The sequence below is a fragment of the Flavobacterium calami genome, from assembly GCF_038290035.1.
GTDB lineage: Bacteria > Bacteroidota > Bacteroidia > Flavobacteriales > Flavobacteriaceae > Flavobacterium > Flavobacterium calami.
Window position 1 is genome coordinate 123,301 of the sequence record NZ_JBBYHS010000012.1, and the last position, 26,522, is coordinate 149,822.

The following is a 26,522-nucleotide window of genomic DNA, read 5'->3' on the forward strand; positions in this document are numbered from 1 at the left end:
AAATATTGAAAAGGATAAAAAGCACTGCATTTTTATCAAAAAAATCTACAAAACAAGACATTAAAAACTCGAAATATTTTTAAAAGAAATCATTTCGTACTTAAATATTGTTTAAATTTAGAATTCAAAACCACCTTTTATGAAAAACTTACCTCAAAAAATCCGAAGTAGAAAGCTAAATTCCAGAGTCGATTTAACCGCAATGGTCAGCGTTTCTTTTTTATTGATTATTTTTTTTATGGTGGCAGCAGAATTAAGAAAACCAAAAATAATGAATCTGGGTTTGCCAGAAAGATATTGTGATGACGATGGGGTAATACGTTGTGCTATTGGCATTGAAAATAGAGTTATGACCGTTTTACTTGATGAAAATGATAAAATTATAACTTATACAGGGCTATTAGAAGTCTCTGATAAATCACCTAAAAAAATAAAATATGGTCAGGAAGGAATCCGAAAAGAACTACTAAATAAAATTAGACAAGTTCAGGAATATACCGGAGACCCTGAAAGAGGTGTAATTGTAATCATAAAACCAAGTAAAAAGTCTAATTTCGGAAACTTAGTGGACATTTTAGATGAAATGGCTATTGTAAATATTGGCACCTATGCAATCGTAAATGACTTCACTCCAGAAGAATCAAAACTATTAGCAGCCAACTAAAATTCAAAAGCAATGGAAATTAATAAAAAAGTTCGAAGCAGTAAATTAAATGCAAAAGTTGATTTAACAGCAATGGTCAGCGTTTCATTTTTACTGATTATATTTTTTATGGTTGCAGCTGAATTGAGGAAACCAAAAATAATGGATTTAGGTTTGCCGGATTATGATGTGGCTATATGCGGATGGGGTTGTGGTGCCGGTTTACCAAATCGCACTTTAACTGTTTTACTTGATGATAAAAATAAAATTATATCCTATTTTGGTCTTCTAGGTTTTTCTCATGAATCTCCAAAAAAATTAAAATATGGCAAAGAAGGTATTCGAAGAGAATTAGTAACTAAAACTAAACAAATTCTGGAATACACTGGAGACTACAGAAAAAGCATCATAGTAATCATAAAGCCAAGTAAAAAATCTAATTACGGAAACTTAGTTGATATTTTAGATGAAATGGTTATTTCAAAAATTGATACATATGTTATTGTAAATGATTTCACTCCTGAAGAAACAAAATTACTTGCTTCAAATTAATTTTATTCTGAAAACGATTATCTCAAATTAAAACAATAAAAAAGTCCTACGCTGGTAGGACTTTTTTATTTTAATCAATATAGTTTTATTTCTTTATAAACTTCATACCGGAACTACCCTTATCTGTTTTCACTTTAATAAAATAATTACCAGTTCTAAGCTTTGAAACATCAACAGCAGAAACTGATTTCGCATTTGGAACCGCAATAATCAATTGCCCCAAAATATCATAAATAGCTAATGATTGTATTTCTATATCCTGTTTAGCATTAATATTCAAAACATCATTTACAGGATTTGGATACAAAGTAAAATAATTCGAAAATTCAAAATCAGGATTACTTAAAGTCGTTTGGAATTTTGATGTTGCTTTATTGGTCAGTATCGGGAAATTATAATCAAAATAAATATTAGCCTCGTTAGTAAACGAATCCCCAACTTTTAATGTTGGAAGTGTCTTGATTTTAAAAGCAACATAACCGTCATTATTGGCATCATCAAAAGGAAGATTGATATTTTCGAATATAAATTCTGCTTTATTACCTTCTGAAATTTTAGTAACAAAAGAATGACTTGAACTGGTTGGAATTAAAGTCGAAATATCAAATTTTGACAAATCAATCATGTCTTTTACAACGATGTTTTGTGCTGCATAAGTTCCGGTATTTTCAAAACGAATCATATAATGCACATACTCGCCTATTAAACTTGGAGTAATAAGAGAACCTTCTAAACAAGTCTTGTCATTTGGATCATAAGAGCCTACAACTGTCTGATTTAAAGTGAATGTGTTATCAAGTGGAGTTTCGTCTGCGCTTTGTGATGCTATTGTTGTTACAAATTTTAATATATCACCGTTGTTTACTGCAGGTATTTCCATTGGCGAATTTACATCTAATGTAAAAGTAATTTCTCTAGTCTCAAATGGTTTTAAATTAGAAAAAATCCAGGATAAGTTACCTTCAGTTTGAGTAGAAGCTACAGGACTAGCATCAACCAATTCCAAAACTGCATCTTTAAATTGTAAATTAATTGTCCCGTTTTCTATTCTGTTTCCTTTGTTTTTATAGATGATTTTATAATTAGCCTCAAAGCCTGGTCTGGCAGAATTAATAGGAACAACTATTACTTCAACATCATGTTTGTCAAAATTAGAAACACAGAAATTTTGAATAAACGGACTAACTTGTGTTGGAAAATTAACTGTAATATTTTGAGGAGTTATAGAAAAATAGCTTGGATTTTCTAGTAGTGGTGTTAGCGTGTATTCTCCAGCTTGTACAGGAATATAATAGGATCCAAAATTGTTTGCAAATAGTATTTGAGTAGAAGTACCATCACTAAATAAGTATTTGGAATACGGAATTAAATTATCATCACTATCACAACCGTCATTTAAAAAATCTAATTTTTGGTTACCTTCAATAGTATAAAAAGTACCTCCGGGTGTAAAACTACAATAAGTATTAACATGACAATTTGGTAAATTTGAAGTCTCCTTTTGAACCAACGATAAATCTTCTTCATCTGCACATATATATCTTAAATATCGTTCACCATTATGAATAAATAATTTTCCCCAATTATTGGTGTTACCATTTTTAATATTTAAAAATTCTAATTGATTATAAAAAGATACTAACCAATTTAAATTTGGGCAATTTGATACATCTAACGAAGTAAGTTTATTATCTTGACAAGAAATACTTTCTAATCTTACATTGTTAGAAACATTTATCAGGGTTAAATTATCAGATATACAAGTAAGTGTTTTTAAATTAATTAAATTAGATAAATCAATTTGACTTAAACTACCAGTATTGTAATTCATTTGAAATTGCACTAAACTTGGAATTAAGTTAAGTTCAGATAAATTTGATATTTTATTACTATGGCAAAAAAGTGTATGCAAATTACTAAAATATGATAAGCCTGTTAAATCAGTAATATTTGCATTAGAAATATCTAATGATTTAATTAATAATGCTTCACTAATTTGAATTTCACCATCATTGTTTGTATCAATCTTATTGTAATAAGTTGGATATCCTGGATTAACATATTGTATAGATGCAACCGGTACAGTATTTCCGGAAGCTGCTGTTAAAAGTTTTGCTTTTAATTTAGCATCAGGAAAATTAATAACCTGTGCACTCAAAACATTTAAAAAGCATACTGTAATAAGCAAAAAGTAGAGTTTTTTCATATAGTTAAATTTTGAAACAAAAATAACTTTTTAAGACTATAACACAACTTTATTTGTTAAATTTTCTTAACATTAAATATATAGTTCAAAAAAAAAGTCCCACATTACTGTGGGACTTTCTATTTATAAAAAGCTAAGAATTATTTTTTCTCAGTTTTTTCCATTTTAGCTTTTAAAGCAGCTAATACATCATTGTTGTCACCTAAAGTCGCAGCTGGTGCGTTAGTAGATGCAGATGCAGTAGTTTCAGCAGCAGCTTTCACGTTTTTCTCTTCTTCTTCTCTGAAGATAGCAGTGTGAGAAGCAACTACTCTTTTGAATTCTTTGTTGAATTCGATTACTTTGAAATCAGCTGTATCACCTTTTTTCAATTTCTTTCCGTCTTCTTTTTCAAGGTGACGAGTAGGAATGAAAGCAACGATATCATCTCCGAATTCTACAGTAGCTCCTTTGTCAACAATTTCAGAAATCTCACCGTTGTGGATAGTTCCTACAGCGAAAGAATCTTCGTATTGATCCCAAGGATTAGCAGTAGTTTGTTTGTGACCTAAAGATAATTTACGTCCTTCAACATCTAATTCTAATACAACAACATCAAGTTTTTCACCAACGTTTACAAACTCAGATGGGTGTTTAATTTTCTTAGTCCAAGATAAGTCAGAGATGTAGATTAATCCATCAATTCCTTCTTCTAATTCTACGAAAATACCAAAGTTTGTAAAGTTTCTAACGATACCTGTATGTTTAGAACCTACTGGGTATTTAGAAGTAATGTCAGTCCATGGATCTTGAGTCAATTGTTTGATACCTAATGACATCTTACGATCGTCTCTGTCAAGAGTTAAGATAACTGCTTCAACAACATCTCCAACTTTCACGAAGTCCTGAGCAGAACGTAAGTGAGTTGACCATGACATTTCAGAAACGTGGATTAAACCTTCAACACCTTCAGCAACTTCGATGAAAGCACCGTAATCAGCGATTACAACTACTTTACCTTTAACTTTATCACCAACAGTTAAGTTAGCATCTAAAGCATCCCATGGGTGAGCGTTTAATTGTTTCAATCCTAATTGAATTCTTGTTTTCTCATCATCGAAATCAAGGATTACAACGTTTAATTTTTGGTCTAATTCAAGAACTTCACTTGGGTGGTTGATTCTGCTCCAAGAAAGGTCAGTAATGTGAATTAATCCGTCAACACCACCTAAGTCAATGAACACACCATAAGAAGTAATGTTTTTAACAACACCTTCTAATACTTGTCCTTTTTGTAATTGACCGATGATTTCTTTTTTCTGTACTTCAATATCAGCCTCGATAAGAGCTTTGTGAGATACAACAACGTTTTTGAATTCGTGGTTAATTTTTACCACTTTGAATTCCATCATTTTGTTTACATATACATCGTAGTCTCTAATTGGCTTAACGTCAATTTGAGATCCTGGTAAGAACGCCTCGATACCGAATACGTCAACGATCATACCTCCTTTAGTTCTGCATTTAACAAAACCGTTAACGATTTCTCCAGTTTCATTAGCTGCAATAACTCTATCCCAAGATTTGATAGTACGTGCTTTTCTGTGAGATAATACTAACTGACCTGTTTTATCCTCACGGATGTCGATTAATACTTCTACTTTGTCACCTACTTTTAAGTTTGGGTTGTAACGGAATTCGTTTAAAGAAATAACACCTTCAGATTTAGCATTGATATCAACGATAACGTCTCTATCTGTAATTCTAACAACAACACCTTCAACTACTTCTTCCTGATCTGTAGCGATGAAAGTTTTTGATACTAGTTCTTCAAACTCTTGTAAGTTTTTCTCATCTACTGCGTCGATACCTTCTTGGAAGTTATGCCAGTTAAAATTTGCTAAAAACTCTTCTTGTGATTTTAATTGTTCAGACATGCTGATAAAAAAATTTGTATTCTGTTTTCCCCGAGTTTCATAAAGCAGTAAAAAAACAGAAGTTGTTTTACATAAATAGTTGATTCCTAATGGAAACTCTTCTCTGCCAAAAGGACTGCAAAATTAATACATTTATTTATAACAGCCAACTAAAAACGGAATGATTATCAGTTAATTGGTCAGAAGCAGATGATTTTGTGGTTTTCAAGACCAAAAGTCCCGCTATACGTTACAATCTTTTGCGCCGAACCCCGGCACAAAAGGATTTTCACTTCTATCGGGGCTAGGTTAGAAAATTATCATTTCATAAGAATCAACAAACCCGACAGATTTACGAACCTGTCGGGTCTAAACTTTATAATACCCCTAACTAAAAAGGTGTCAGGCTGAGCGGAGTCGAAGCCCTTTCTCGTCTAAAAACCTTCGACTCCGCTCAGGATGACATCTTAACTTTAACTTACGAATTAAACCAACCCGCCACCAATTCATCTTCAAACGAATTCGCATTTTTATGTACAAACTCATTCGTGTTTTTATCATAATTATAATCCAGCTTCCAGCTTTCGTGATTCTCAGCAAGTTCTTTAATACTTTCACAAACAAAAGCAATTTCTTCATTTGTAGTCGTCGGATGAATCGACATTCTGATCCAGCCTGGCTTTTTGATCAAATCACCAATGGTAATTTCATCAACCAGTTTACTTGAAGTCTCCTGATCTACATGTAGTAAAAAATGCCCGTAAGTACCGGCACAGCTGCACCCGCCTCTGGTCTGAATACCGAATTTGTCATTCAGCAACTTTACTCCTAAATTAAAATGCAGATCATCAATAAAAAACGAAATCACTCCTAATCTCTCCTGATGATGTCCTGCCAGAATGTTAATATTCGAAACCGGATTCAGTTCATTAAAAATAAAATCTACGATTTCATGCTCACGCTGCAGGATATTCTCAATTCCCATCTCTTCTTTCAGTTCAATAGCAAGAGCAGTTTTAATTACTTGTAGAAAACCTGGTGTTCCACCGTCTTCACGGTCTTCAATATTATCGATATATTTATGTTCACCCCACGGATTCGTCCAGCTAACGGTTCCTCCGCCCGGACAATCCGGAATCATATTGTTGTATAACTTTTTATTAAAAATCAACACTCCTGAAGTTCCTGGGCCTCCCAAAAATTTATGCGGCGAAAAGAAAATCGCATCAAGATAGGCTTCCGGATCTTCGGGATGCATATCAATTTGAACATAAGGTCCTGAACAGGCAAAATCTACAAAACAAACACCATTGTACTGATGCATCAATTTTGCCACGTCATGAAAAGGAGTTTTCAGCCCTGTTACGTTTGAACATGCTGTAATCGAAGCAATTTTTATTGTTCTGTCTTTATATTTTTCAAGTAATTGTTTCAGATTATCCAGACTAAAAAGCCCTTTTTCAGTTTCAGAACACGGAATAATCTCTACATCTGCAATCGTTTCAAGCCAGGAAGTCTGATTCGAGTGATGCTCCATGTGCGAAATAAACACAATTGGTTTTTTCTCTGCCGGAATATCTGTAAAAGGTTTTAAGTTTTCAGGAACTTTCAAACCTAAAATACGCTGGAATTTATTGATAACACCTGTCATTCCAGTACCATCTGTAATCAAAACATCATCTGAATTAGCATTTGTATGACGTTTAATAATATGGCGCGCATGATGATAAGCCTTAGTCATGGCAGTACCAGAAACAGTAGTTTCGGTATGGGTATTGGCAACAAAAGGACCAAATTGGTTTAAAAGTTTCTCTTCAATAAGGCGATATAGTCTTCCGCTGGCTGTCCAGTCGGTATAAATGATTTGTTTTTTTCCGTAAGGCGAATCAAATTCCTGATCTATACCTACTATATTTTCTCGAAAACGTTTAAAATATAACTCTAATGAAGTGCTTTTAGTTGTAGTGTCCATTTGTGCTTTTTTATTTGCACACAAATATATTCCTTTTTTGTAAAATTGTTAATTTATCAATAATAAAGTTTAAAATTTAACTTATGCAGTATTATAATTACAAAACAAGTCTTTTTTTAATCAATTTAATAATATTCCCTATATAACAAGTAGAGTAACTGGAAATTGATAAAACTTAAAAAGTTTCGCCTGCATTAAGATAAAATGCTTTAGAATTCCGACCCCATGCGTAATCAAAAACCAAATTAGTTTTTGTTGCTTTATCAATCAATAGTCGCAAACCAATTCCCGCAGAAGGCTGAATATGATTAAAAAGGCGCACACTGTTATCTTCATTACTTGTTGTTATAAAATTGGTAAAAACCGTACCGCTCAAAAGCTGATTACAGGTAATTGGAAACCTGAATTCGGTAGACAAATAAACCAAATTAGGACCTCTGAAAAGTCCCTGAGTGTATCCTTCTCCACTTCTGCTCCGCTGATCCCAGCCCAATGCAGGCAAATTTAAATAAGGAACTTTCCCACGGACAACAAATTGCCCATAAGTCCAAATTGCCAGTAAGTATCGTTTTTTAGGATTAAAAACAGGAATAAAATGACGGTATTCTCCAAATAAAACATTGCTGTACCTCTGATTATTGAATAGCACAGGATTAAAACGGTAATTGAAATTAGCAAACCAGCCTTTACTGGCATTTATTTGATTGTCTCTTGAATCATAAACCACATTAAAACTGAATCCGTTTAGAAAATATTCGAGATTGTCAAATTCATATTTTTGACTATAGTCGTAATGATAAGTTGACTGATTGTTTTCTAAATTCAGGTTATGATCTTTTATAGAGGAATACCAATCGATGTTTATCCCTCCTCCAACATAAAAGTTTTCCCGTACTTTCCATGAAGCAGTCTGATGAAATTTAAAATAATTATAATCCATTGGCTGTTCTATAGTACTGATGTCAAAATCGCTGTCTTCTCTTTTTTTCGGAACAATACCGGTTCCCAATCCATAATTTGACTGTGAAAAAACATACAATCTGTAATCCCCGCTCAGGAATATGTTGTTGTTATTAAGTAAAACATTGTTTTTTGCATTGATTAACCATTGCTTTTTTGTGGTATAGGTAACTCCCAGATTTACGATTGAGTATTTATCCTGAGCTTCTTTTCCTTTAAAAGTATATTGAGTAACCGCTCCAAATACAAACCCTGTTGCTGGCTGGGAACCAATGACCGGAATCACCAGAAAAAAATTGTCTTTAACCGGTTTCACTACCAAAACTGAATCTTTCTTTTTAAAAACATCAAATATTGTTTTTGGAGGACATAAAGTATCTGTAATAACTTCATTTTGCGCAGTCAGATCAGGAGAGTTTAAAAGTAGAAATCCTAAAAAAACTACACTTATTATGCGATATTTATTTTTAAAACTGCCCAAATGATTTTGATTTAAATGGTTATTTTCAAAATATTATTCATCATAGTAAATATACTCATATATAATTCATTAACAACTACATAAAAAGCAAAAAACAATTAAATATATTAAAAAAAGTATTCTTCATCTGATTTAAACCTGCTTAATTTATTTATAATTCAATTAACGTTTCAGACTATCAGAATCTGTATAAATAGTTTTAAATTTGATAAAACTATCCAATTCAGGAATCCAAAATTTACAAGATGAAAAATCAGTCAATTGCCACCTTTGGCGGAGGCTGCTTCTGGTGTATAGAAGCCGTAATCCAACGCTTAAAAGGTGCAGAAACTATAAAATCAGGTTATTCAGACGGGCAGATTAAAAATCCTGCCTACAGGGAAGTATGCACAGGACGAACCGGTCATGCTGAAGTCGTACAAGTCGTTTTCGACCCGGATATACTTTCTTATCATGATTTAATTACTGTTTTTATGACCAGCCATGATCCAACAACCTTAAACCGTCAGGGTGCCGATGCTGGTACACAATACCGTTCAATCATTTTATACCATGACAATATTCAGAAAGAAACTGCCGAAAAGGTATTTGAAGAATTAAAATCTGTTTTTTCAGGTCCTATTGTTACCCAGCTAAAACCTTTTCAGGTGTTTTATGAAGCAGAAGAAGATCATCAGAATTATTACAATGAAAATCCGGACGCAGGTTATTGCCGAATGGTGATTGACCCGAAAGTACACAAATTGAAAAAAATGTACGCTGAAAAATTAACTGAATAGAACATGCACTTAAAAATAAACAATCGTTTTACTGCCGAATTGCCCGCAGATCCAGACGAAACCAACGAAATTCGTCAGGTTTCGAAGGCACTTTTTTCTTATGTAAACCCAACGAAACCGTCTGAACCAAAATTAATTCATGCTTCAAAAGAAGTAGCAGAATTGATTGGAATCTCAGCAGATGAAATTCAGACTGAAGAATTTTTAAATATTTTTTCCGGTAAAGAAATTCTGCCCGACACACATCCGTATGCGATGTGTTATGCGGGACATCAGTTCGGAAACTGGGCGGGACAATTAGGAGACGGTCGTGCAATCAATTTAACCGAGATAGAACATGACAAGCAATTTTATACGTTACAATTAAAAGGTGCCGGAAAAACACCTTATTCAAGAACTGCTGATGGTTTGGCTGTTTTGCGTTCTTCTATTCGTGAATATTTATGTGCTGAGGCGATGCATTATCTGGGTGTTCCTACTACCCGATCTCTTTCGTTGATTTTATCAGGCGATCAGGTACTTCGTGATATTTTATACAATGGAAATCCTGCGTACGAAAAAGGTGCCATTGTATGCCGTGTCGCACCTTCTTTTATCCGTTTTGGAAGTTTTGAAATGCTTGCTGCCCGAAATGAGCTTAAAAACCTGAAACAATTTGTGGAATACAACATCAAATATTATTTCCCTGAGATTAAAGGTGAGCCAAAAGAACAATATTTACAGTTTTTTAAAACCGTAGCCGATACAACCAGAGAAATGATTTTGCATTGGCAGCGTGTAGGTTTTGTTCATGGCGTAATGAATACCGATAATATGTCGATTCACGGAATCACAATTGATTACGGGCCTTATGGCTGGCTGGAAAATTACGATCCAAACTGGACGCCTAATACTACTGACAGTCAAAACAGAAGATACCGCTTCGGGAATCAGCCTCAGATTGCACAATGGAATTTATTTCAACTGGCAAATGCTCTTTATCCTTTAATCAATGAAGCAGAGCCTTTGGAAAAAATATTAGAATCGTTTATAATTGATTTTAATTCCGATTATAAAAAAATGATTTTAGGAAAATTAGGCATCATTTCACAAGCGGATAACGATGATGAATTTATCTCCTATCTGGAGTCGAATTTGCAATTATCTGAAACGGATATGACTATTTTTTATCGCAATCTGAATAAAATTAAAAAATCAGATTTGGCAGAAAATGCTTTAAAAGCTATTGGGGATGCTTTTTATAAACCTGAAGAAATTAAGGATACTATTAAAGAAAACTGGCTATTGTGGTTTACCGATTATCTGGAACGTCTAAATCAGGAAAACACTTCAGATGACGAACGAATTGCACTTCAAAATTCAGTAAATCCTAAATATGTATTGCGAAATTATATGGCACAATTAGCAATTGATGCTGCTGATAAAGGAGATTATTCGCTAATTACAGAATTATATGAATTACTTAAAAAACCTTATAACGAACAGCCTGAATACGAGAAATGGTTTGCAAAACGACCAGACTGGGCGAGGTCAAAAGTAGGATGTTCTATGCTTTCGTGCAGTTCTTAAAATATAAATTAACTTTTGTCAATTCGAGCGGAGTCGAGAACCTTTAATATTTGAAGCATTTCGACTCCGCTCAATATGACATTGTAATTACTATTTCTGTTTAGATTTCGAAGTAATATAATCCACAATCATACTGGCATGAATACGCGAGTTTTCAATGAACCATTTGTGAGTCTGCATTCCGCCGCAAACTACACCTGCTAAAAACAATCCTGAAACATTAGTTTCCATCGTTTCAGCATTGTAAGCTGGTATTTTCAATTCATCGTCGGATAACTGGATACCCATTTTTTCAAGGAAAGATAAATCAGGTTTATAGCCCGTTAGTGCCAAAACAAAATCATTTTTGATAGTTACTTTGCCATCCGGAGTTTCAATTTCTACTTCATCTTCCCGAATTTCAGTAATATTCGATTCAAAATATGCTTTTATACTTCCTTCGACAATTCGGTTTTCAATATCCGGTTTTACCCAATATTTTACTCTACTGTTGATTTCAGTTTTACGAATTACCATCGTTACATTCGCTCCTTTTCGCCAGCATTCCAGAGCTGCATCTACAGAAGAATTATTGGCTCCAACCACCAGAATATCCCTAAAAGCATATTCGTGTGCTTCTTTGTAATAGTGACGAACTTTTGGCAGTTCCTCGCCTTTTACTCTCATTTCAATCGGAATATCATAAAAACCTGTTGCGATAACTATATTTTTGGCTTCGTAAAAACCTTTATCAGTTGTGATTTTAAAGATTTGATTTTCCAGTTTATGAACTTCAGTAACTTTTTCGAATAAATTAATATTGAAATTAAAATAACGGTGAATGTTTCTGTAATATTCCAATGCTTCCTGTCGGCCCGGTTTTGGTGCCAGGCAATTAAACGGAATGTTGCCAATTTCGAGTCTTTCTGCCGTAGAAAAAAAAGTCATATACAAAGGATAATTGAAAATACTGTTTACAATTGCCCCTTTCTCGATAATCAGATAATTCAGGTTTTTCTTTTGAGCTTCAATTGCGCATGCAAGCCCAATTGGACCGCCTCCCACAATAATCAGATCGTATGAATGTGTCATAAAATTGTTATTTTTCCCAGTCTTTAAAAGGATTTTTGCTTAAATAAGCATTGTAGTAGCGCTCATCATTGGTCACCTCATCACCCAGCCAGTCCGGTTTCTCAAAAGATTCCGTTTCAGATTCCAGTTCAATTTCTGCGATAACCAAACCTTCATTTTCTCCGTAAAATTCATCCACTTCAAAAACATGTTTCCCGAATTTTATTTCAAAACGTGTTTTTTCAATCTTTCCTTTCTCACATAATTTAAGCAATTCCTGTGCTTCGTCTAGCGGAATTTCATTCTCCCATTCAAAACGCGACATTCCGCCGTGATGCCCGATTCCTTTTATCGTGATGAATCCCCTTTCGCCTTTGATTCTGATACGTACTGTTCGTTCAGGAAGCGAACTTAAATAACCCTGCGCAATTTTATTTTGGGCAAAAGCCTGAGCTTTGAATTCGTCCGATTTTACAAGAAACTTTCTTTCAATCTCAATCATTAGTTCTGCAAATTAAATTTTATGCAAGTTACTTAATTTAGCGCTAAACCCGGATTCGTTTGTTCTGATTTTAAGAAGGCAAAAAAGTGATTTTATCAGGCTTTTTCTAAAAATGAAGTATCCCAGTTTTTAGTTTTGCTGTACCACAATTGTCCGTTCAAAACTTCCAGCGGGCAATCGATATTATTGGTATAAAGTGCTCCGGTACCTAACCCCTGAGGCATGTTAGAATTTAGCAGAAATGTCCATTGTGCAATTGCGTTTAAACCAATATTACTTTCCAGTGCTGAAGTAATCCACCAGCCGATATTGTGTTTTTCTGCTAATGTAATCCACTCCTGAGTTCCTCTGAAACCACCCACAAAACTTGGCTTCAAAATGATATATTGTGGCTTTATTTTTTGTAAAAGCGCTTCTTTTTCTTCCAATGAGAAGACACCAATCAGTTCTTCATCCAAAGCAATTGGAAAAGGTGTTCTTTTACATAGCTCTGCCATACTGTCATTGTTGTTTTTTTGAACAGGCTGCTCTATACTATGCAACTCAAAACCAGATAATTGATTTAATTTATCTAAAGCTTCATTTAAAGCAAAAGCACCGTTCGCATCTACCCTGATTTCTATCTGTTCAGCAGTAAAATGAGTACGTATAAAACGTAATAATTCGAGTTCTTTTTGAAAATCTATGGCTCCGATCTTGAGTTTTATACAGGTAAATCCCAGTTTGAGTTTTTCTTCAATCTGTTCTTTCATGAAGACTTCTTCCCCCATCCAGACCAAACCGTTAATTACAATTGATTTTGAATTATTCGTAAAATCGGAAGGAAACAACAGATACGGATTTTCACTTTTCAAAGACAAAAAAGCCATTTCAACTCCGAATTGAATGGAAGGGAATTTTAGTAAATTTTCCCAAAGTACGTTTTCACCTAAATGAATATTTTGACAAACCCAGTTTAATTTTTCTTCATAATCTTCTCTGTCGTCTGCACTCAGTCCTCTAAGAATTCCACACTCACCTATTCCTTTTTTACCGTCTTCTTCAAGAATTATAAACCAGGTTTCTTTTTCGGTCATAATACCGCGAGACGTCCCGGAAGGACGTTTGAATTCGAGCATGTATTTTTCGTAAGTGGCTTTCATATTTGGTGCTTTTTTTAAACCATATAAGTGATTATAAGAAAATTTAAGTCAGCTTTTTTGGCAAATTTAAATGACCTTATAATCACTTATATGGTGAAAATGTTTTTTAATTATACAGCTTCAAAACTCTCTCAAAGTCTGATGAAGGTAATCCTGCTTTTTGAAAAAGAGCAAAATCCTGTTTGGTTTTGTCTATCCAACTCAGACTGTCTGTTACGTTTTGAGACTGGTATTTTTTATAAATTGCCTTTGCCTGACTGTAATCATCGCTAACTAAATAGGCATGAGCCAGATTTAATTTCACTAATAATTCGGTATCATCCAGTTTTTCACCTTCTTTTAAAAACTTTATGGCTTTTGCATATTGTTTGGTCAAAATATAACTGTAACCAATTGAGCTGTAATCCAAAGCAGTTGCTTTTCCTGCAGTTATGATTGTGTTTAATTTAGGAATCGCTTCGTTATATTTTTGAAGTCTAATTAAAGTATTTGCCTGTGTACGCAAATCATTGTAGACGTTTTTAGAAATAGAGGCATCATTATAACAGGCGTTCCCAAAATCCTTGTAAACCTTGGTTTTTTCTATTGCAAGCAATTTTTGGTACTCACCATAACGGTATTGTTTCATGATTTTATTCAGGATACAAACGCAAAAATCGTCTGAATTTGCCATTTTTTGGGCCATTGTAGAGGTTTTACATAAACTGACAATTTCATTTTTATTATCCTGATTCCAGCCACGGTTTAATTTTGTATCAACCCATGGCACAACTTCCAAAACTATTTTTTGTTTCAGTAACCAGTTTTTACTTTCGAATCCAAACCAAATTGTAGTGGTATTTGCACTTAAGCAAGAAGATTTATCAAGCGACAATCGTTTAGCATCTTTACTTACTGGTTCTGTCTGAGCGTAACAGGCATCGTTGGCTTTACCATCATCTACATATTTTTTGGCATTCACATCAGAGGTAAAAAGTGCATAGGCGCATTTATCATCCCCGGAAATTTTTGACATCAGGAATACGGCACCCGCAGAGCCCTGTCCTATTCCGTAGGGATCAGGAATAGCTTTTAATACATTCACCAGGCTGTTTGTCATTTGCTGGTTTTCGTCTAAAAGTGTTACCCTGTAAACGATTTCGGTTGTACCAACAGGCAAATCCTCAGTTTTAACAGTTATCCTGTCGCCTGCAGAAACGATTATTTCTTTTGTTGTAGCACGCTCCTTGTCCCAATACCCATCTTTTTGCGCAAAAGCATTATAAAAAGAACTAATTAAAAACAAAACAAATATTCTCTTCAAATTCATCTTTTATGGATTAACGTGTTTAGCCCTGATGGGAACGGCATCCTTTTGTGGCGGGGTTCGCCACAAAAGATACAGTGGACAGCAGGAAATTGCTTCTAAAAATTTTCAATATCAATTGCAATGTCAAAAATCAATTTCAATGCCAAACTAAAATCGATTCAACTTCATCAGCGTGGTATTTTTTAAACTGGAAACCAAACATGAAACCTGAAACAAAAGACGTATCAATCCGGTTCGTTCATGATTTTTTCACGATACTTTTTACCAATCAGTAATGTTAGGTTTTTCTTGTAATCATCAACCAGCCACTCGCGGTAGTTTTTACTGCACTGGCTCAGGCATTTTGCATAACGTTTGATTCTGCATTCGATATCGTCATCCAGCTCTTTTCCTAATGCTTTTGCTTCCTGAAGGGTTTCGGTATTATCTACACACATTGCTGAATGCTGCTCCAATGATTTGTCCAGCACAATTTTTGAACGCAGATTTTGCTTAATTGCTAATTTATGTTCTTCATCAACATCAAAAGTGACATCTGCAGTTTTACTGAATTTTGCACGCAATTCAGGCGGCATGCTGTATTTGAAAAACATTTCGATTTCATTGTCGTCCCGTAAATTCTCCAAATAAAATTCAGGTGATTTAAAAATATGCTGCCAGTTGACAGGATCACTCCACAAACCAAAACGGGCGGCATTGTTTCCTAAATCAATAACTGTAAATTCATCTTTTCCCGGCAGTTTACGGGATCCACGGCCAATCATCTGAAAATATAACGTAAGGGATTTTGTAGCCCTGTTTAAAATAATAGTTTCTACAGTCGGTTCATCAAAACCTGTCGTTAAAATTCCTACCGAAGTCAAAATAGCATCAGGCGTTTTTTTGAACCATGCCAAAATTTCTTTACGCTCTTCTGCTCCACTTGTGTTATCAAGGTGTCTGATGTCATAACCTGCTTCCCTGAAAGTATCATACACATATAAAGAAGTATGAATACCATTATTGAAAATAAGTGTTTTTTTACCCAAAGAACGCTCCGTATAAGCATGCAGCAATTTCTCCTGCATCAGCGTATTGGTGTACAAATCATCTGAAGATTTTACTGTATAATCTCCGTTGATACCTACTTTCAAAGAAGTCAGTCCTACATCATAACTATAGGTAGTCGCACGTGCCAGGAATCCTTTTTCAATCAATGAACCAATAGTGTCTCCTACAATCAGCTCATTATAGCTTTGATGCATCGGTAATTTTATATTAGAACTTAAAGGTGTGGCCGTTACTCCAAGAATGAAAGCGTTCTTGAATGAGTTTAACAGTTTTCTGAATGAATTGTAATGCGCTTCGTCAATAATAACAAGACCGATATTATCGAGATGCAGTTTCTCGTCATTAATACGGTTTTTTAAAGTCTCAACCATTGCCACAAAACATGAATATTCATTCTGATCCGGCAAATCTTTCACTTTACTGTTGATTATTTTGTTACTTACGCCAAATCCTTTCAGCATTTTTGAAGTCTGCTTACAAAGTTCGATACGATGTGTCAGGACAACTACCTTTTTATCGTTATTAGCTAAATAACGACGAACAATTTCAGAAAATATCACCGTTTTTCCACCACCTGTAGGTAATTGATAAAGTAAATGATGTTTTGAAGGAGCATTGTCTAACCGGTCAAAGATGGCGTCAATATCGCCTTTTTGATATGCATAAAGTTCTTTTCTGTCTTCTCTTTCTAATTCTAAAGTGTCTTGAGGCATTGTAAATTTTTGAATTTTTGCAAAAATACACCTAAAAAACAGTTTTTCATCTTAATTTAACCTAAAATAAATGTTTTTTTTAAACAAGATTTTTTTATACTAAAAGCATTTAAAAGTCGATTTTATCTACAATTGCTTCAAAATCATATTTATTTTTCCATTTTTGTTGAATAGTCTCTTGTTGGATCGCAATAATTCGGGCTTTAAATTCGCCTAAAATTCCATTAGAAATTGCAAAGTTTACCGCTTGTTCAAAGGAATTAAGCATACTCTTATAGAATAATTCCTGTTTTATAAAATTTTCTGCAGAATAGGTCTGTGCAATTTCAATATTATAGAGCATAATATCTGCAATCACAAAAGAATCAACTCCCAGAACGATAAAATGCTTAATTATTTTCTGTGCCACAGAACGACGCATTTTTGCTTTTGGACGCCATTTTACACCCGGCTTTTTAACCGGGAAATATTCATGAGAAATCTTCGTTCTGCTTTCCTGCAAAAGTTTATCTTCTTTCGGATTGAAAGCAAAATCATAATAGACTTTTACCGGACTGAATTTTTCGTACAATTCTATAATTTGTTCTTCGAGCTGCTCTTTATTCAATTCAGCCAAATATTTTTTTAAATCGCGTTTGCTCATAGCCAGAGTTTAAGAATACAAAAGTAAATTACTTTTATTACAGATACCTTAATAATCGCCGATAATACTTAATTTTGCCGGTATTAAATTCAAAAAACAAAAAGTATGCTCAGGATTTTTAAAGTTACTGCCATTTTAGAAGGAATCTCTTATTTAGTTTTATTCGCTAATATGCTTTTTATCAAAACGAATAACCCGGAACTTTACCACACCTTACTACAGCCACTTGGGATGAGCCACGGAATCTTATTTATTGGTTACATTATTTTGGCTTTTTTATTAAGAAAATCTCAAAACTGGGATTTAAAAACATTCGGAATCATTTTGGTTGCTTCTCTTATTCCGTTTGGAACTTTCTATATTGAGAAAAAATATTTAGAAAATAATGCATAAGCTTTTGGATAAAATATTCAACTTTTTATATCCACTTTTCAGAGATTGGGGAATGAGCCGCAGTTTTGCATCTTATACCAGCCTGATTTTTAATATTGCCGTTATGCTGGCTTTGGCTTATGCCATTTATTATATTGCCAAATTCGTTCTGGTAACGCTGACAGCTATTTTTGCACAACGTACCAAAACCAAATTTGACGATTATCTGATAAACAATAAAACCACAAAATACACCGCCTATTTAATTCCGTTTTTCTTTATTTACAAAGCAGTTCCTGTTATACTCGACAAATATGAATACTGGGAAGCTGTTTTCGGAAAAATTGTAGGCGTATATATCGTCCTGATCAGTTTATGGATTATCAGGACCATCTTTAATGCCTTGCGTGATTATTTAAAAAACAAACCTGAGTACAGCGACAAGCCGATTGACAGTTTTGTTCAGGTAATCATGATTGTACTCTGGATTTTTGGAGTAGCCCTTATAGTATCGACGTTGTTTGGTATGAAAAGAGGAGAACTCTTAACAATCTTAGGAACACTTTCGGCTATCATCATACTTATTTTCAGGGACACTATTTTAGGATTTGTATCGAGTGTACAGGTAGCCATCAACGATATGGTGCGTATTGGAGACTGGATTACTATGGATAAATTTGGCGCCGACGGAGATGTGATCGAAATTAACCTGACTACTGTAAAAGTTCGAAATTTTGACAATACCATTACTACAATCCCTACGTATGCCTTAAGTTCAGACTCGTTTCAGAACTGGCGAGGTATGCAAAATTCTCAGGGAAGACGCATTAAAAGACATATATTAATCAAAAGCAGCAGTATTCGTTTTTTGAATGATGAAGATTTAAATCAGATGAAAAAAATACAGCTAATAACTTCTTATATCGAATCCAGACAAGCCGAAATTGAAAAATATAATGACTTGCGGGGTGTTGATAAAAGTTTGGCAATTAATGGCCGGAATATGACCAATTTAGGCTTGTTCAGAAAATACATTATTCAGTATTTAGTAAATACCCCTGGTCTCAACAAAGACATGCATATTATCTGCCGACAGCTGCAATCGACTGCCCATGGGGTTCCGTTGGAAATTTATGTTTTTTCCAGTGACAAACGCTGGGCTAATTACGAATATATTATGGCTGATATTTTTGACCACGTTATGGCAGCCGTGGGCTATTTTGATTTAGAAATATTCGAGTTACCTTCTTCTCTCGGACGTTTAGACGGGTAATTTCAGAGATTTCAGGTTTCAGGTTTCAGGTTTTAAAAAAATTAAACCCGAAACCTGAAACTATTTTTTTACTTGCTTAAAAACAAACTCAGAATCCTTATAATCAAGAGTTCCAGGCAAAAAACACGGAAGATTCATATAGGTTCCTATTACACCATTTCCTAGAAACAGTTTATTTTCTTTCTTTAACAAAGCAATCGGAACCCTTTTCCAGCTACCTCCACTGGTTATGTAATGAAAATCGCCTCTTAAAGTATCTCCTTTTATATCTCCTCTTACATCTCCCGAGTCTTTACCATTTCTGTAGTACGATCTTTCATAACGTCCGTAAAAACGTTTATCGCTTATTTTAATAGCTAAAGTTGCAGTATCCTTGTTGTTCACGGCACGATAAACAACCTCATTATATTTATCTTTTTGTTCTTTAGAATTGCAGGACATTAAAAAAGTAAATAATACATAAAACGTTATGATTTTTTTGAGCATTTTCTAAAGTTTTTTAGCCATGTAAGTAATAAAAGCTCTTGCGCAAAGTTGCATAAACTCACATCACTTATATGGTGAAATTTTACAGCAAACGATCCTTTACAAATTCGATTTTGGTTTTACCGTGCGGTTTTGGCTTCCCGTCTTCACCTAAATTAACCATTGTAGTGTGGTCAATTGTAATGATGATTTCACGGGTCATCATATTTCTTACGGCACATTTAAGAACCAGAGAAGTCGTTCCGAATTTTACCACATCGATTCCAATTTCTACAATATCACCTTGTCTGGCAGAACTTTTAAAATTGATTTCAGACATGTGTTTGGTTACCACTTTCGGATTTTCTAATTGCACAATTGAATACAAAGCAAGCTCTTCGTCAATCCAGGCTAATAATTGTCCGCCGAATAAAGTTCCGTTCGGATTTAAATCTTGGGGTTTTACCCATTTTCTGGTATGGAATCTCATAATTTTTATTTTATAAAAACAAAAATAGGGTTTTACTATGGGATTTTTTCCTTAATTTTAAAAGAAAAACCATGAGCGACAGAGACACTTTTTTAAGAGAATTCAGAGGCGAAACTTTAGGAACCGTAAGCGCTCAGTCATCTTCTGATGAAATATTTCAAAATCAAACCATTAGACCAATTTTAAAACTTCAGAACGATTTATTCATTGCTGTTTTTATCAACTATGTAAATAAAAACAAAGCTGATTTTTATTCATATACTGTCGAAAAGAAACTGCAGGTGATCGAAAATTCTATTCAAAAAGATATCAAATTCAGAAATTCTTTAAAAGGAATTGTAATGGCGCTTTTTACCGTTGAAGAATATGAAACTTATATTCAAAATTCTTCCGACTTAAATAAACGAATGATGAATTTATTGATTGACAGATTGAAAAGTCAGGTGCAGTTGTTTGAAAAGGAATCTGATTTTAAATAATTTTTTAGATGCTTTTGTGAGATAACTCAAAAGTGACGACAAAGTCTTTTTTTCATCAGAATGGAAAATTATTGTTTTATTCAGTAGTAAAATTTAATTGGACAAATAGAGTTGTAAATATTTACAATCAAAATGATGATTTATTTTTAGAATTAAAATACAGATCATTTTTCATCAAACCCAATTATAATATTTTATTTCAAAAAAATCAATCTCGAACACCATTCATCCAAAATGGTAATTGATATAAACGATGAAAGTTTAGAGTTTTTAGATCAAATAGTAATACCTGTACTTTCAATGGAACTGGGGTTTCCGTTGATTAAATACCTCAAAATAATCCATAATGTTCGACCAATTTCGAAATAATTTTCCGCTTGACGATTCAAAATGGCATGAATATACAAGCTATTTCAATCGCATGGAAGTTCCTGCAAAAACAATTCTTTTAGAAGAAGGCGAGATTTCAAAAAAGCTTTTTATAATTGAAAAAGGCTGTATTCGGGTTTGGGTTAATACTAATGGCAAAGACATTACTACTCAGTTCTTTTTTGAAAATCAAAGTGTGGCTTCTATTGAAAGTTTTATTAAAAAATTTCCAAGTCCTGTTGTTGTAGAAACTATAGAACCTTCTGTTTTGTGGTGGATTCATAAAAAAGATGTTGATCTCATTATTGAAGATATTAAGGATATTCCAGCATTACGAGACCGTTTTATCAACAAGCTTTTTGAACGCACGTTTGATTATATGAAACACTTTGTGTCATTTATAAAAGACTCACCTACCCAACGTTATCTTAACTTAATAGAAGAAAGACCCCAGATTCCTTATCGGGTTCCGCAACATTATATTGCATCTTATCTTGGAGTAAGCAAAGTACACTTAAGCCGTATCAAAAGCAAATTACTTCACGAAAAATAATCGAATTTCATTTGATAACAAATGTTATCGTCTAAGTATAAACCGCTATCTAAATTTGCTTCATAAAATTTATTATATATGAAAGCAGCAGTAGTTTATAAAAAAGGTGAATTGCCTAAATATGCAGAATTGCAAGAGCCAATTGCAATCAATGAAAATGAGGTTTTAGTTGCGATGAAAGCAGTTGCGATTACAAATCTGGAAAAAGGAATCGTAAGCGGTAAACATTATTCGGCAGAAAATGAAAATCATGAGAAAGTCATAATCGGAAGTGATGGTATTGGTTTACTTGAAAACGGAACAAGAGTCTATGTTCGTGGAATCTCCGGTACAATTGCTGAAAAAGCAGTTGTAGATAAAACCAGAATGGTCCCGCTGCCTGAAGAAATTGATACTGCTATCGCTGCAGCCATACCCAATGCAGTTGCAGGATCAGCAATGGCACTTCGTTTCAGATCCGAAATAAAATCTGGAGAAACTGTTTTAATTAATGGTGCAACAGGTTTTACTGGTCAAATGGCAATTCAGATTGCGAGACATTACGGAGCAGCAAAAATAATTGCAACAGGACGAAATGAAAATGCACTTCAAAGTTTATTAAATTTAGGTGCAGATGAAATCATTTCTCTAAAACAAAATGACGACGAAATCATACAGCAACTCAAAGAAATTCATCTAAACACTCCTATTGATATTGTACTGGATTATATTTGGGGGCATTCCGCTGAATTGATTTTTAGTTCTTTGAAAGGAAACGGTTCATTTTCACACAAAGTGCGCTATATTTCAATTGGCGCGATGTCGGGAGATACTATTAAATTATCAGCATCGATTTTAAGAAGTGTCGATTTACATCTGTCGGGTTCAGGCTTAGGAAGCTGGACAAAAACTGAAGTCAGATTATTATTTACTGAAATACTTCCCGAAATGTTACTTTTGGCTGCCCAAAACAAATTAAAAATTAATATTGAAAATGTAAATTTAAGGGATATTGAAAAAGCATGGAATACTGAACTTTCAGATGGCAGGCGATTGGTTGTAAATATCTAAGAAAATCAAAAGGGTTCGATAAAATTAATTATCAAACCCTTTGTATAATCAATAATCTTAAAATTTAATTTTCAGACAACATCAATTCTCTGATGTATTTAACCGGAGCGCTTCCGAAGCTTAAGAATTTCTCATGGAATTTTTTCAGATTAAAATTCTCTCCTTCTTTCTTTTTAAGCTCTTCTCTTAAATTATAGATTTCGGTGTATCCTGTAAAATAAGAGCATAATTGTACTTGTGAAAGAGTTACACGCTTCCATTTTCCTTCTGCTTCTGCCTGCTGCTGAAAAGCTTCTTTGATAAGTAAATCCAAAGCCGCTTCTTTAGACATGTTTTTGGTATGGACACTAATATCCAAAATGGTGTTACAAGTTGCTCTTAAATTCCATTTATAATACATCAGCCACATTTCGTCAGAATTTTTGTAACCGCTTTCCAGCATCATTTTTTCTGCATAAACAGCCCATCCTTCTACCATTGCACCATTCCCGAGAATAGATTTAATAATACTTGGCGACTGATTGCTGTAAACCAGTTGCGTGTAATGTCCCGGAATTGCTTCGTGAATATTTAAAATCTGTAAAATATAATCATTGTATTCTCTCAAATAACTTTCAGCATTTTCTGCCGTCCAGCCAGACATACTCCCAACGTTGTAATAAGTATTTCCGTTTTTGTCATAAGGACCCGGAGCAGAGATCGAAGCTCCGGCAACTCCGGCCATATAAGCAGGCTCTTTACGTACAATAAGAGGTTTTGAAGGATCGATGTATAATAAATCTTTCGCTTTTACATAAGCGGTCAATTCTGGAATCTGTTTTTCAATTTCAGACTGAAATTTTTCAGGAGTAGTATGTTTTAATGAGATCTTATCAATAACCTGTTTGATTAAATCCAGTTTATTTGTTGGTTTTACTTCGTTTCCTTTGTATTTGGCCCAAAGTTTATCAGCCAGAGCAAACATTTTATCATGCAGGTCTTTTTTGTGATCAACTGCAATTTTATAAATTTCATCAGTAGAATAACCCGACTGAATATCAAAACTGAACTTTTTAGCATACAAATCAGCTCCTAATCTGAAAGAACGTGGTGTTTTATTGGACAGATTTTTAAGCCACTCTGCATAATCTTTGATTGCTTTTACAGAGACTTTTGCTTTGTCCTGAATTTCTTTTTTCTCAGCAGGAGTCAGCTTACTTTTTGCAAGAGCTTCATTTAAATCTGTTTCAAAGACAGAAGAGCCTCCTATATTTTGGGCAATTGCAAGTTCTGTGTGCTCAACCGTTGGGTTTTTAATATTCTTTTTAGCTGCTTCGTAATAAGCCGGAATAGCATTCATTTTTGCATTAAAAGAACGCAAACGAACTTCTAATGAATCGTATTTACCATTTAAAATTTCTGCAAAAGCACCACAGACATTATATCCCGATGGATCCCATTGCGAGGATTTTAATTCTTTGATACTAAAAATAGTAGATTCCAACTGATTTTTTATCATGTGATAATCTGTCTTATTTTTATCTGATAAATCTTCAGGATTATATTGTTTTAAAGAATCTAATTGTGCATTTGCAAAATCAAGCTGTGCCTTGTCTGCCACATCATCCGGAACCACCAAAACACTATCCAGTTTATGATAGCCTACAACAGAAGCCCAGCCTGGATTGATTTTCCATAAAGCGGTTACAAAACCATCTTTATACTTATCGAATTTTTCATCTAAGGCTTTATCTTCACCTGATTTCGTGCCTTTATTACAAGAAAAAAGGAGTGTAAGTGTAAAAATAGAAACAAACAGTTTTTTCATATTTTATTTTTTATAGTATTCATTTTTTAAATAATTCAATAAGTGCTAATTCTTTTAATTTTAATAAGCCAGTAAATCCAGAAGTTCTTTTTCGAATCTGTTTCTGGGCAAAAATTGATCTTCCAAAGCTTTTGTAAACGGAATTGGTGACTCTAAACTGGCCACTCTTTTGACAGGACCATCCAGATATTCGAAACATTTTTCCATAATCAGAGCCGAGATATCGCTGGCAATTCCACCAAACAAAGTATCTTCCTGATAAATAATCGCTTTTCCGGTTTTCTTTACAGAAGCAAAAATAGTTTCGTTATCCAAAGGCTGTAATGTTCTTAAATCTATTAAATCTGCCTCAATATCCGGGTTTTTATTCAAGGTTTCCAATGCCCAATGTACTGTTGCACCAAAGGCAATAATGGTTATCTTTTTCCCTTCTTTTAACAATGCAGCTTTGCCTAACGGAATTGTATAATAATCTGTTGGTACATCCTGATAAACACTTCTGTATAATAATTTATGTTCGAAAAACAATACTGGGTTAGGATCATTTATAGAAGCATTTAATAATCCTTTTGCATCATACGGAAAAGCGGGATAAACCACTTTTAAGCCGGGAGTTTTGGTAAACCAGGCTTCATTTGTCTGTGAATGAAACGGCCCTGCCTGAGTTCCGCCACCGCAAGGCATACGAACAACTACATCGGCTTTTTCGCCCCAGCGATAATGTGATTTTGCTAATAAATTTACAATTGGATTAAACCCTGTGGAAACAAAATCGGCAAACTGCATTTCTACTATCGCTTTATATCCGTTGACAGACAATCCCATGGCCGTCGAAACAACAGCACTTTCGCAAATTGGAGTGTTGCGGACACGATCTTTTCCAAAAAACTCAACAAATCCGTCTGTAATTTTGAATGCCCCGCCGTATTCTGCAATATCCTGCCCCATAATTATCAGGTTCCTGTGTTGCTGCATCGACTGGTTCAAACTATTGCGTATCGCATCAATAAAACGGATATTCTGACTTACTGAATCCGGATTAACCTCTTCGTGTTCATAAGGCTTATACACATCTTCTAATTCTCCCTCATAAGTAGGCACAATTTCTGGTTCTGCATTTGCTAAAGCCAAATTTTCGTCAATTTCATACTTTATTTCTTCATGGTATTGCTCATCAAGTTCTGTTGTAAGCACACCGATTTCTATCAGATAATTTCTATAATTGGCAACCGGATCTTTTGCAGCCCATTCATCCATCAATTCCTTCGGAACGTATTTGGTACCACTTGCTTCTTCGTGACCGCGCATCCTGAAAGTCTTAAACTCCAATAAAACCGGACGTGGATTTTGCTGCATTTCAGCCTTTAACTTAGCCAGTTTATCATAAACCTCAAGAATATTGTTTCCGTCAATAATATGACTTTCCATACCATAACCAGTTCCTTTATCGGCTAAATTTTTGCAGGCATACTGCTCGTTGGTTGGAGTCGAAAGTCCATAACCATTGTTTTCGATAATAAACATTACCGGCAGTTTCCAGACTGCAGCAATATTTAAGGCTTCATGAAAATCACCTTCGCTTGTTGCTCCTTCACCGGTAAAAACAGCTGTGATTTTTTTATTGTCCTGAAGTTTATTGGCAAGGGCAATTCCGTCAGCTATTCCGAGCTGAGGCCCCAAATGCGAAATCATTCCTATTATTTTGTATTCCTGAGTTCCGAAATGAAAACTTCTGTCACGTCCTTTTGTAAAACCACTGGCTTTACCCTGCCACTGTGAAAAAAGTCTGTGTAACGGAATATTTCTGGTGGTAAAAACTCCCAGATTTCGGTGCATTGGCAGTACATACTCGGATTCATCCAAAATAGCCGTGACTCCAACAGCAATTGCTTCCTGACCAATACCAGAGAACCATTTTGATACTTTTCCCTGCCGAATTAAGATGAGCATCTTTTCTTCGATCAGTCGGGGTTTCAGGATTTTTTTATATAAATCTAATAATTGGTTGTCTGTGAGGTTTTGCCTATAAAAGATCATTTGCTGTTTTTTTTTTATTTCAAATATATAAAAATACAACAATCATAATCTTAATTGTTAAAGAATTAATTATTTAAAACAGTAATCCACAATGTGAAATTGATTAAAATCTGATCCTAATAATCAGAAAGCTCTTCGATTCTGCTCAGCCTGACAAATGT

At 34.2% G+C, this 26,522-nt stretch carries 23 protein-coding genes; 9 read left to right on the forward strand and 14 right to left on the reverse strand.

All coding sequences use genetic code 11. The features are described 5' to 3' along the window. The first annotated feature begins 139 nt into the window (after positions 1 to 139). Both AAEO57_RS12600 and AAEO57_RS12605 read left to right on the forward strand, forming a co-directional pair. Positions 140 to 664, forward strand: coding sequence for an ExbD/TolR family protein (locus tag AAEO57_RS12600; RefSeq protein ID WP_341693118.1), 525 nt, complete (start codon positions 140 to 142; stop codon positions 662 to 664). Positions 665 to 676: 12 nt separating this feature from the next. Further along, positions 677 to 1,195, forward strand: a complete 519-nt coding sequence (locus AAEO57_RS12605; protein WP_341693120.1) for an ExbD/TolR family protein — start codon at positions 677 to 679, stop codon at positions 1,193 to 1,195. An 85-nt stretch (positions 1,196 to 1,280) separates the two neighbouring features. On the opposite strand, the gene AAEO57_RS12610 is transcribed toward AAEO57_RS12605, so the two are convergent. The 4 genes from AAEO57_RS12610 to AAEO57_RS12625 all read right to left on the reverse strand — a co-directional run bounded on the left by AAEO57_RS12610 (position 1,281) and on the right by AAEO57_RS12625 (position 8,709). Then, on the reverse strand, positions 1,281 to 3,401 hold the full coding sequence (locus AAEO57_RS12610; protein ID WP_341693122.1) for a DUF7619 domain-containing protein: 2,121 nt from the start codon (positions 3,399 to 3,401) through the stop codon (positions 1,281 to 1,283). A gap of 140 nt (positions 3,402 to 3,541) precedes the next feature. Further along, a complete protein-coding gene (gene rpsA / locus AAEO57_RS12615; protein ID WP_276173444.1) occupies positions 3,542 to 5,317 on the reverse strand; it encodes a 30S ribosomal protein S1 in 1,776 nt (591 codons plus the stop codon). A gap of 457 nt (positions 5,318 to 5,774) precedes the next feature. Next, positions 5,775 to 7,268 carry an aminotransferase class V-fold PLP-dependent enzyme gene (locus tag AAEO57_RS12620; protein WP_341693127.1) on the reverse strand — a complete coding sequence of 498 codons (1,494 nt, stop codon included), beginning with the start codon at positions 7,266 to 7,268 and terminating at the stop codon, positions 5,775 to 5,777. Positions 7,269 to 7,443: 175 nt separating this feature from the next. After that, positions 7,444 to 8,709, reverse strand: a complete 1,266-nt coding sequence (locus AAEO57_RS12625; protein ID WP_341693129.1) for a BamA/TamA family outer membrane protein — start codon at positions 8,707 to 8,709, stop codon at positions 7,444 to 7,446. Positions 8,710 to 8,954: 245 nt separating this feature from the next. Here AAEO57_RS12625 and msrA point away from each other — a divergent pair, with 245 nt between their 5' ends. Beyond that, positions 8,955 to 9,488 (forward strand): peptide-methionine (S)-S-oxide reductase MsrA, encoded by a 534-nt coding sequence (gene msrA, locus AAEO57_RS12630; RefSeq protein ID WP_341693131.1) that lies wholly within the window; start codon positions 8,955 to 8,957, stop codon positions 9,486 to 9,488. A 3-nt stretch (positions 9,489 to 9,491) separates the two neighbouring features. Continuing rightward, entirely contained in the window at positions 9,492 to 11,057 is a 1,566-nt protein-coding gene (locus AAEO57_RS12635; RefSeq protein WP_341693132.1) for a protein adenylyltransferase SelO, read from the forward strand. A gap of 90 nt (positions 11,058 to 11,147) precedes the next feature. On the opposite strand, the gene AAEO57_RS12640 is transcribed toward AAEO57_RS12635, so the two are convergent. The 6 genes from AAEO57_RS12640 to AAEO57_RS12665 form a co-directional block, all read right to left on the reverse strand. Continuing rightward, positions 11,148 to 12,128: a YpdA family putative bacillithiol disulfide reductase gene (locus AAEO57_RS12640; RefSeq protein ID WP_341693134.1), complete on the reverse strand. Its 981-nt coding sequence runs from the start codon at positions 12,126 to 12,128 to the stop codon at positions 11,148 to 11,150. 7 nt (positions 12,129 to 12,135) lie between these two features. After that, positions 12,136 to 12,609 (reverse strand): CYTH domain-containing protein, encoded by a 474-nt coding sequence (locus AAEO57_RS12645; protein ID WP_341693136.1) that lies wholly within the window; start codon positions 12,607 to 12,609, stop codon positions 12,136 to 12,138. A 95-nt stretch (positions 12,610 to 12,704) separates the two neighbouring features. Continuing rightward, on the reverse strand, positions 12,705 to 13,751 hold the full coding sequence (locus AAEO57_RS12650) for an o-succinylbenzoate synthase (RefSeq protein WP_341693138.1): 1,047 nt from the start codon (positions 13,749 to 13,751) through the stop codon (positions 12,705 to 12,707). A gap of 106 nt (positions 13,752 to 13,857) precedes the next feature. Next, a complete protein-coding gene (locus tag AAEO57_RS12655) occupies positions 13,858 to 15,060 on the reverse strand; it encodes a tetratricopeptide repeat protein (RefSeq protein WP_341693140.1) in 1,203 nt (400 codons plus the stop codon). 224 nt (positions 15,061 to 15,284) lie between these two features. Then, complete coding sequence (locus AAEO57_RS12660; RefSeq protein WP_341693142.1) at positions 15,285 to 16,823, reverse strand: DEAD/DEAH box helicase; 1,539 nt, start codon at positions 16,821 to 16,823, stop codon at positions 15,285 to 15,287. Between the two features lie 109 nt (positions 16,824 to 16,932). Continuing rightward, complete coding sequence (locus tag AAEO57_RS12665) at positions 16,933 to 17,466, reverse strand: DUF6155 family protein (protein WP_341693145.1); 534 nt, start codon at positions 17,464 to 17,466, stop codon at positions 16,933 to 16,935. 105 nt (positions 17,467 to 17,571) lie between these two features. Here AAEO57_RS12665 and AAEO57_RS12670 point away from each other — a divergent pair, with 105 nt between their 5' ends. Together AAEO57_RS12670 and AAEO57_RS12675 are read left to right on the forward strand one after the other, a co-directional pair. Further along, positions 17,572 to 17,859, forward strand: coding sequence for a DUF3817 domain-containing protein (locus AAEO57_RS12670; protein WP_341693146.1), 288 nt, complete (start codon positions 17,572 to 17,574; stop codon positions 17,857 to 17,859). Continuing rightward, positions 17,852 to 19,111 (forward strand): mechanosensitive ion channel family protein, encoded by a 1,260-nt coding sequence (locus tag AAEO57_RS12675; RefSeq protein ID WP_341693148.1) that lies wholly within the window; start codon positions 17,852 to 17,854, stop codon positions 19,109 to 19,111. The genes AAEO57_RS12670 and AAEO57_RS12675 overlap by 8 nt, the downstream gene beginning before the upstream one ends. Positions 19,112 to 19,171: 60 nt before the next feature. On the opposite strand, the gene AAEO57_RS12680 is transcribed toward AAEO57_RS12675, so the two are convergent. After that, positions 19,172 to 19,597 (reverse strand): hypothetical protein, encoded by a 426-nt coding sequence (locus AAEO57_RS12680; protein ID WP_341693150.1) that lies wholly within the window; start codon positions 19,595 to 19,597, stop codon positions 19,172 to 19,174. Positions 19,598 to 19,679: 82 nt separating this feature from the next. Continuing rightward, the gene (locus AAEO57_RS12685) at positions 19,680 to 20,066 is read right to left on the reverse strand and encodes an acyl-CoA thioesterase (RefSeq protein ID WP_341693152.1); all 387 of its coding nucleotides are present in this window, start codon (positions 20,064 to 20,066) and stop codon (positions 19,680 to 19,682) included. 71 nt (positions 20,067 to 20,137) lie between these two features. Here AAEO57_RS12685 and AAEO57_RS12690 point away from each other — a divergent pair, with 71 nt between their 5' ends. The 3 genes from AAEO57_RS12690 to AAEO57_RS12700 all read left to right on the forward strand — a co-directional run bounded on the left by AAEO57_RS12690 (position 20,138) and on the right by AAEO57_RS12700 (position 22,517). Continuing rightward, positions 20,138 to 20,545: a glyoxalase gene (locus AAEO57_RS12690; RefSeq protein WP_341693154.1), complete on the forward strand. Its 408-nt coding sequence runs from the start codon at positions 20,138 to 20,140 to the stop codon at positions 20,543 to 20,545. A 346-nt stretch (positions 20,546 to 20,891) separates the two neighbouring features. Next, complete coding sequence (locus AAEO57_RS12695) at positions 20,892 to 21,467, forward strand: Crp/Fnr family transcriptional regulator (protein WP_341693156.1); 576 nt, start codon at positions 20,892 to 20,894, stop codon at positions 21,465 to 21,467. 78 nt (positions 21,468 to 21,545) lie between these two features. Then, positions 21,546 to 22,517, forward strand: a complete 972-nt coding sequence (locus AAEO57_RS12700) for a quinone oxidoreductase family protein (protein WP_341693158.1) — start codon at positions 21,546 to 21,548, stop codon at positions 22,515 to 22,517. Positions 22,518 to 22,581: 64 nt separating this feature from the next. Here AAEO57_RS12700 and AAEO57_RS12705 read toward each other — a convergent pair whose 3' ends face one another. Together AAEO57_RS12705 and AAEO57_RS12710 are read right to left on the reverse strand one after the other, a co-directional pair. Beyond that, complete coding sequence (locus AAEO57_RS12705; RefSeq protein WP_341693160.1) at positions 22,582 to 24,324, reverse strand: DUF885 domain-containing protein; 1,743 nt, start codon at positions 24,322 to 24,324, stop codon at positions 22,582 to 22,584. A 60-nt stretch (positions 24,325 to 24,384) separates the two neighbouring features. Then, a complete protein-coding gene (locus tag AAEO57_RS12710) occupies positions 24,385 to 26,361 on the reverse strand; it encodes an alpha-ketoacid dehydrogenase subunit alpha/beta (protein ID WP_341693162.1) in 1,977 nt (658 codons plus the stop codon). Positions 26,362 to 26,522: the final 161 nt, after the last annotated feature.

Bases quoted from the DNA above. Each gene is read 5' to 3' on its own strand.
- AAEO57_RS12685 (WP_341693152.1), bottom strand. From the start codon at position 20,066: ATGAGATTCCATACCAGAAAATGGGTAAAACCCCAAGATTTAAATCCG.
- AAEO57_RS12640 (WP_341693134.1), bottom strand. From the start codon at position 12,128: ATGACACATTCATACGATCTGATTATTGTGGGAGGCGGTCCAATTGGG.
- AAEO57_RS12700 (WP_341693158.1), top strand. From the start codon at position 21,546: ATGAAAGCAGCAGTAGTTTATAAAAAAGGTGAATTGCCTAAATATGCA.
- msrA (WP_341693131.1), top strand. From the start codon at position 8,955: ATGAAAAATCAGTCAATTGCCACCTTTGGCGGAGGCTGCTTCTGGTGT.
- AAEO57_RS12705 (WP_341693160.1), bottom strand. From the start codon at position 24,324: ATGAAAAAACTGTTTGTTTCTATTTTTACACTTACACTCCTTTTTTCT.
- AAEO57_RS12675 (WP_341693148.1), top strand. From the start codon at position 17,852: ATGCATAAGCTTTTGGATAAAATATTCAACTTTTTATATCCACTTTTC.
- AAEO57_RS12620 (WP_341693127.1), bottom strand. From the start codon at position 7,268: ATGGACACTACAACTAAAAGCACTTCATTAGAGTTATATTTTAAACGT.
- AAEO57_RS12690 (WP_341693154.1), top strand. From the start codon at position 20,138: ATGAGCGACAGAGACACTTTTTTAAGAGAATTCAGAGGCGAAACTTTA.
- AAEO57_RS12600 (WP_341693118.1), top strand. From the start codon at position 140: ATGAAAAACTTACCTCAAAAAATCCGAAGTAGAAAGCTAAATTCCAGA.
- AAEO57_RS12610 (WP_341693122.1), bottom strand. From the start codon at position 3,401: ATGAAAAAACTCTACTTTTTGCTTATTACAGTATGCTTTTTAAATGTT.
- AAEO57_RS12680 (WP_341693150.1), bottom strand. From the start codon at position 19,597: ATGCTCAAAAAAATCATAACGTTTTATGTATTATTTACTTTTTTAATG.
- AAEO57_RS12665 (WP_341693145.1), bottom strand. From the start codon at position 17,466: ATGAGCAAACGCGATTTAAAAAAATATTTGGCTGAATTGAATAAAGAG.
- AAEO57_RS12710 (WP_341693162.1), bottom strand. From the start codon at position 26,361: ATGATCTTTTATAGGCAAAACCTCACAGACAACCAATTATTAGATTTA.
- AAEO57_RS12645 (WP_341693136.1), bottom strand. From the start codon at position 12,609: ATGATTGAGATTGAAAGAAAGTTTCTTGTAAAATCGGACGAATTCAAA.
- AAEO57_RS12635 (WP_341693132.1), top strand. From the start codon at position 9,492: ATGCACTTAAAAATAAACAATCGTTTTACTGCCGAATTGCCCGCAGAT.
- AAEO57_RS12605 (WP_341693120.1), top strand. From the start codon at position 677: ATGGAAATTAATAAAAAAGTTCGAAGCAGTAAATTAAATGCAAAAGTT.
- AAEO57_RS12650 (WP_341693138.1), bottom strand. From the start codon at position 13,751: ATGAAAGCCACTTACGAAAAATACATGCTCGAATTCAAACGTCCTTCC.
- AAEO57_RS12670 (WP_341693146.1), top strand. From the start codon at position 17,572: ATGCTCAGGATTTTTAAAGTTACTGCCATTTTAGAAGGAATCTCTTAT.
- rpsA (WP_276173444.1), bottom strand. From the start codon at position 5,317: ATGTCTGAACAATTAAAATCACAAGAAGAGTTTTTAGCAAATTTTAAC.
- AAEO57_RS12655 (WP_341693140.1), bottom strand. From the start codon at position 15,060: ATGAATTTGAAGAGAATATTTGTTTTGTTTTTAATTAGTTCTTTTTAT.
- AAEO57_RS12660 (WP_341693142.1), bottom strand. From the start codon at position 16,823: ATGCCTCAAGACACTTTAGAATTAGAAAGAGAAGACAGAAAAGAACTT.
- AAEO57_RS12695 (WP_341693156.1), top strand. From the start codon at position 20,892: ATGTTCGACCAATTTCGAAATAATTTTCCGCTTGACGATTCAAAATGG.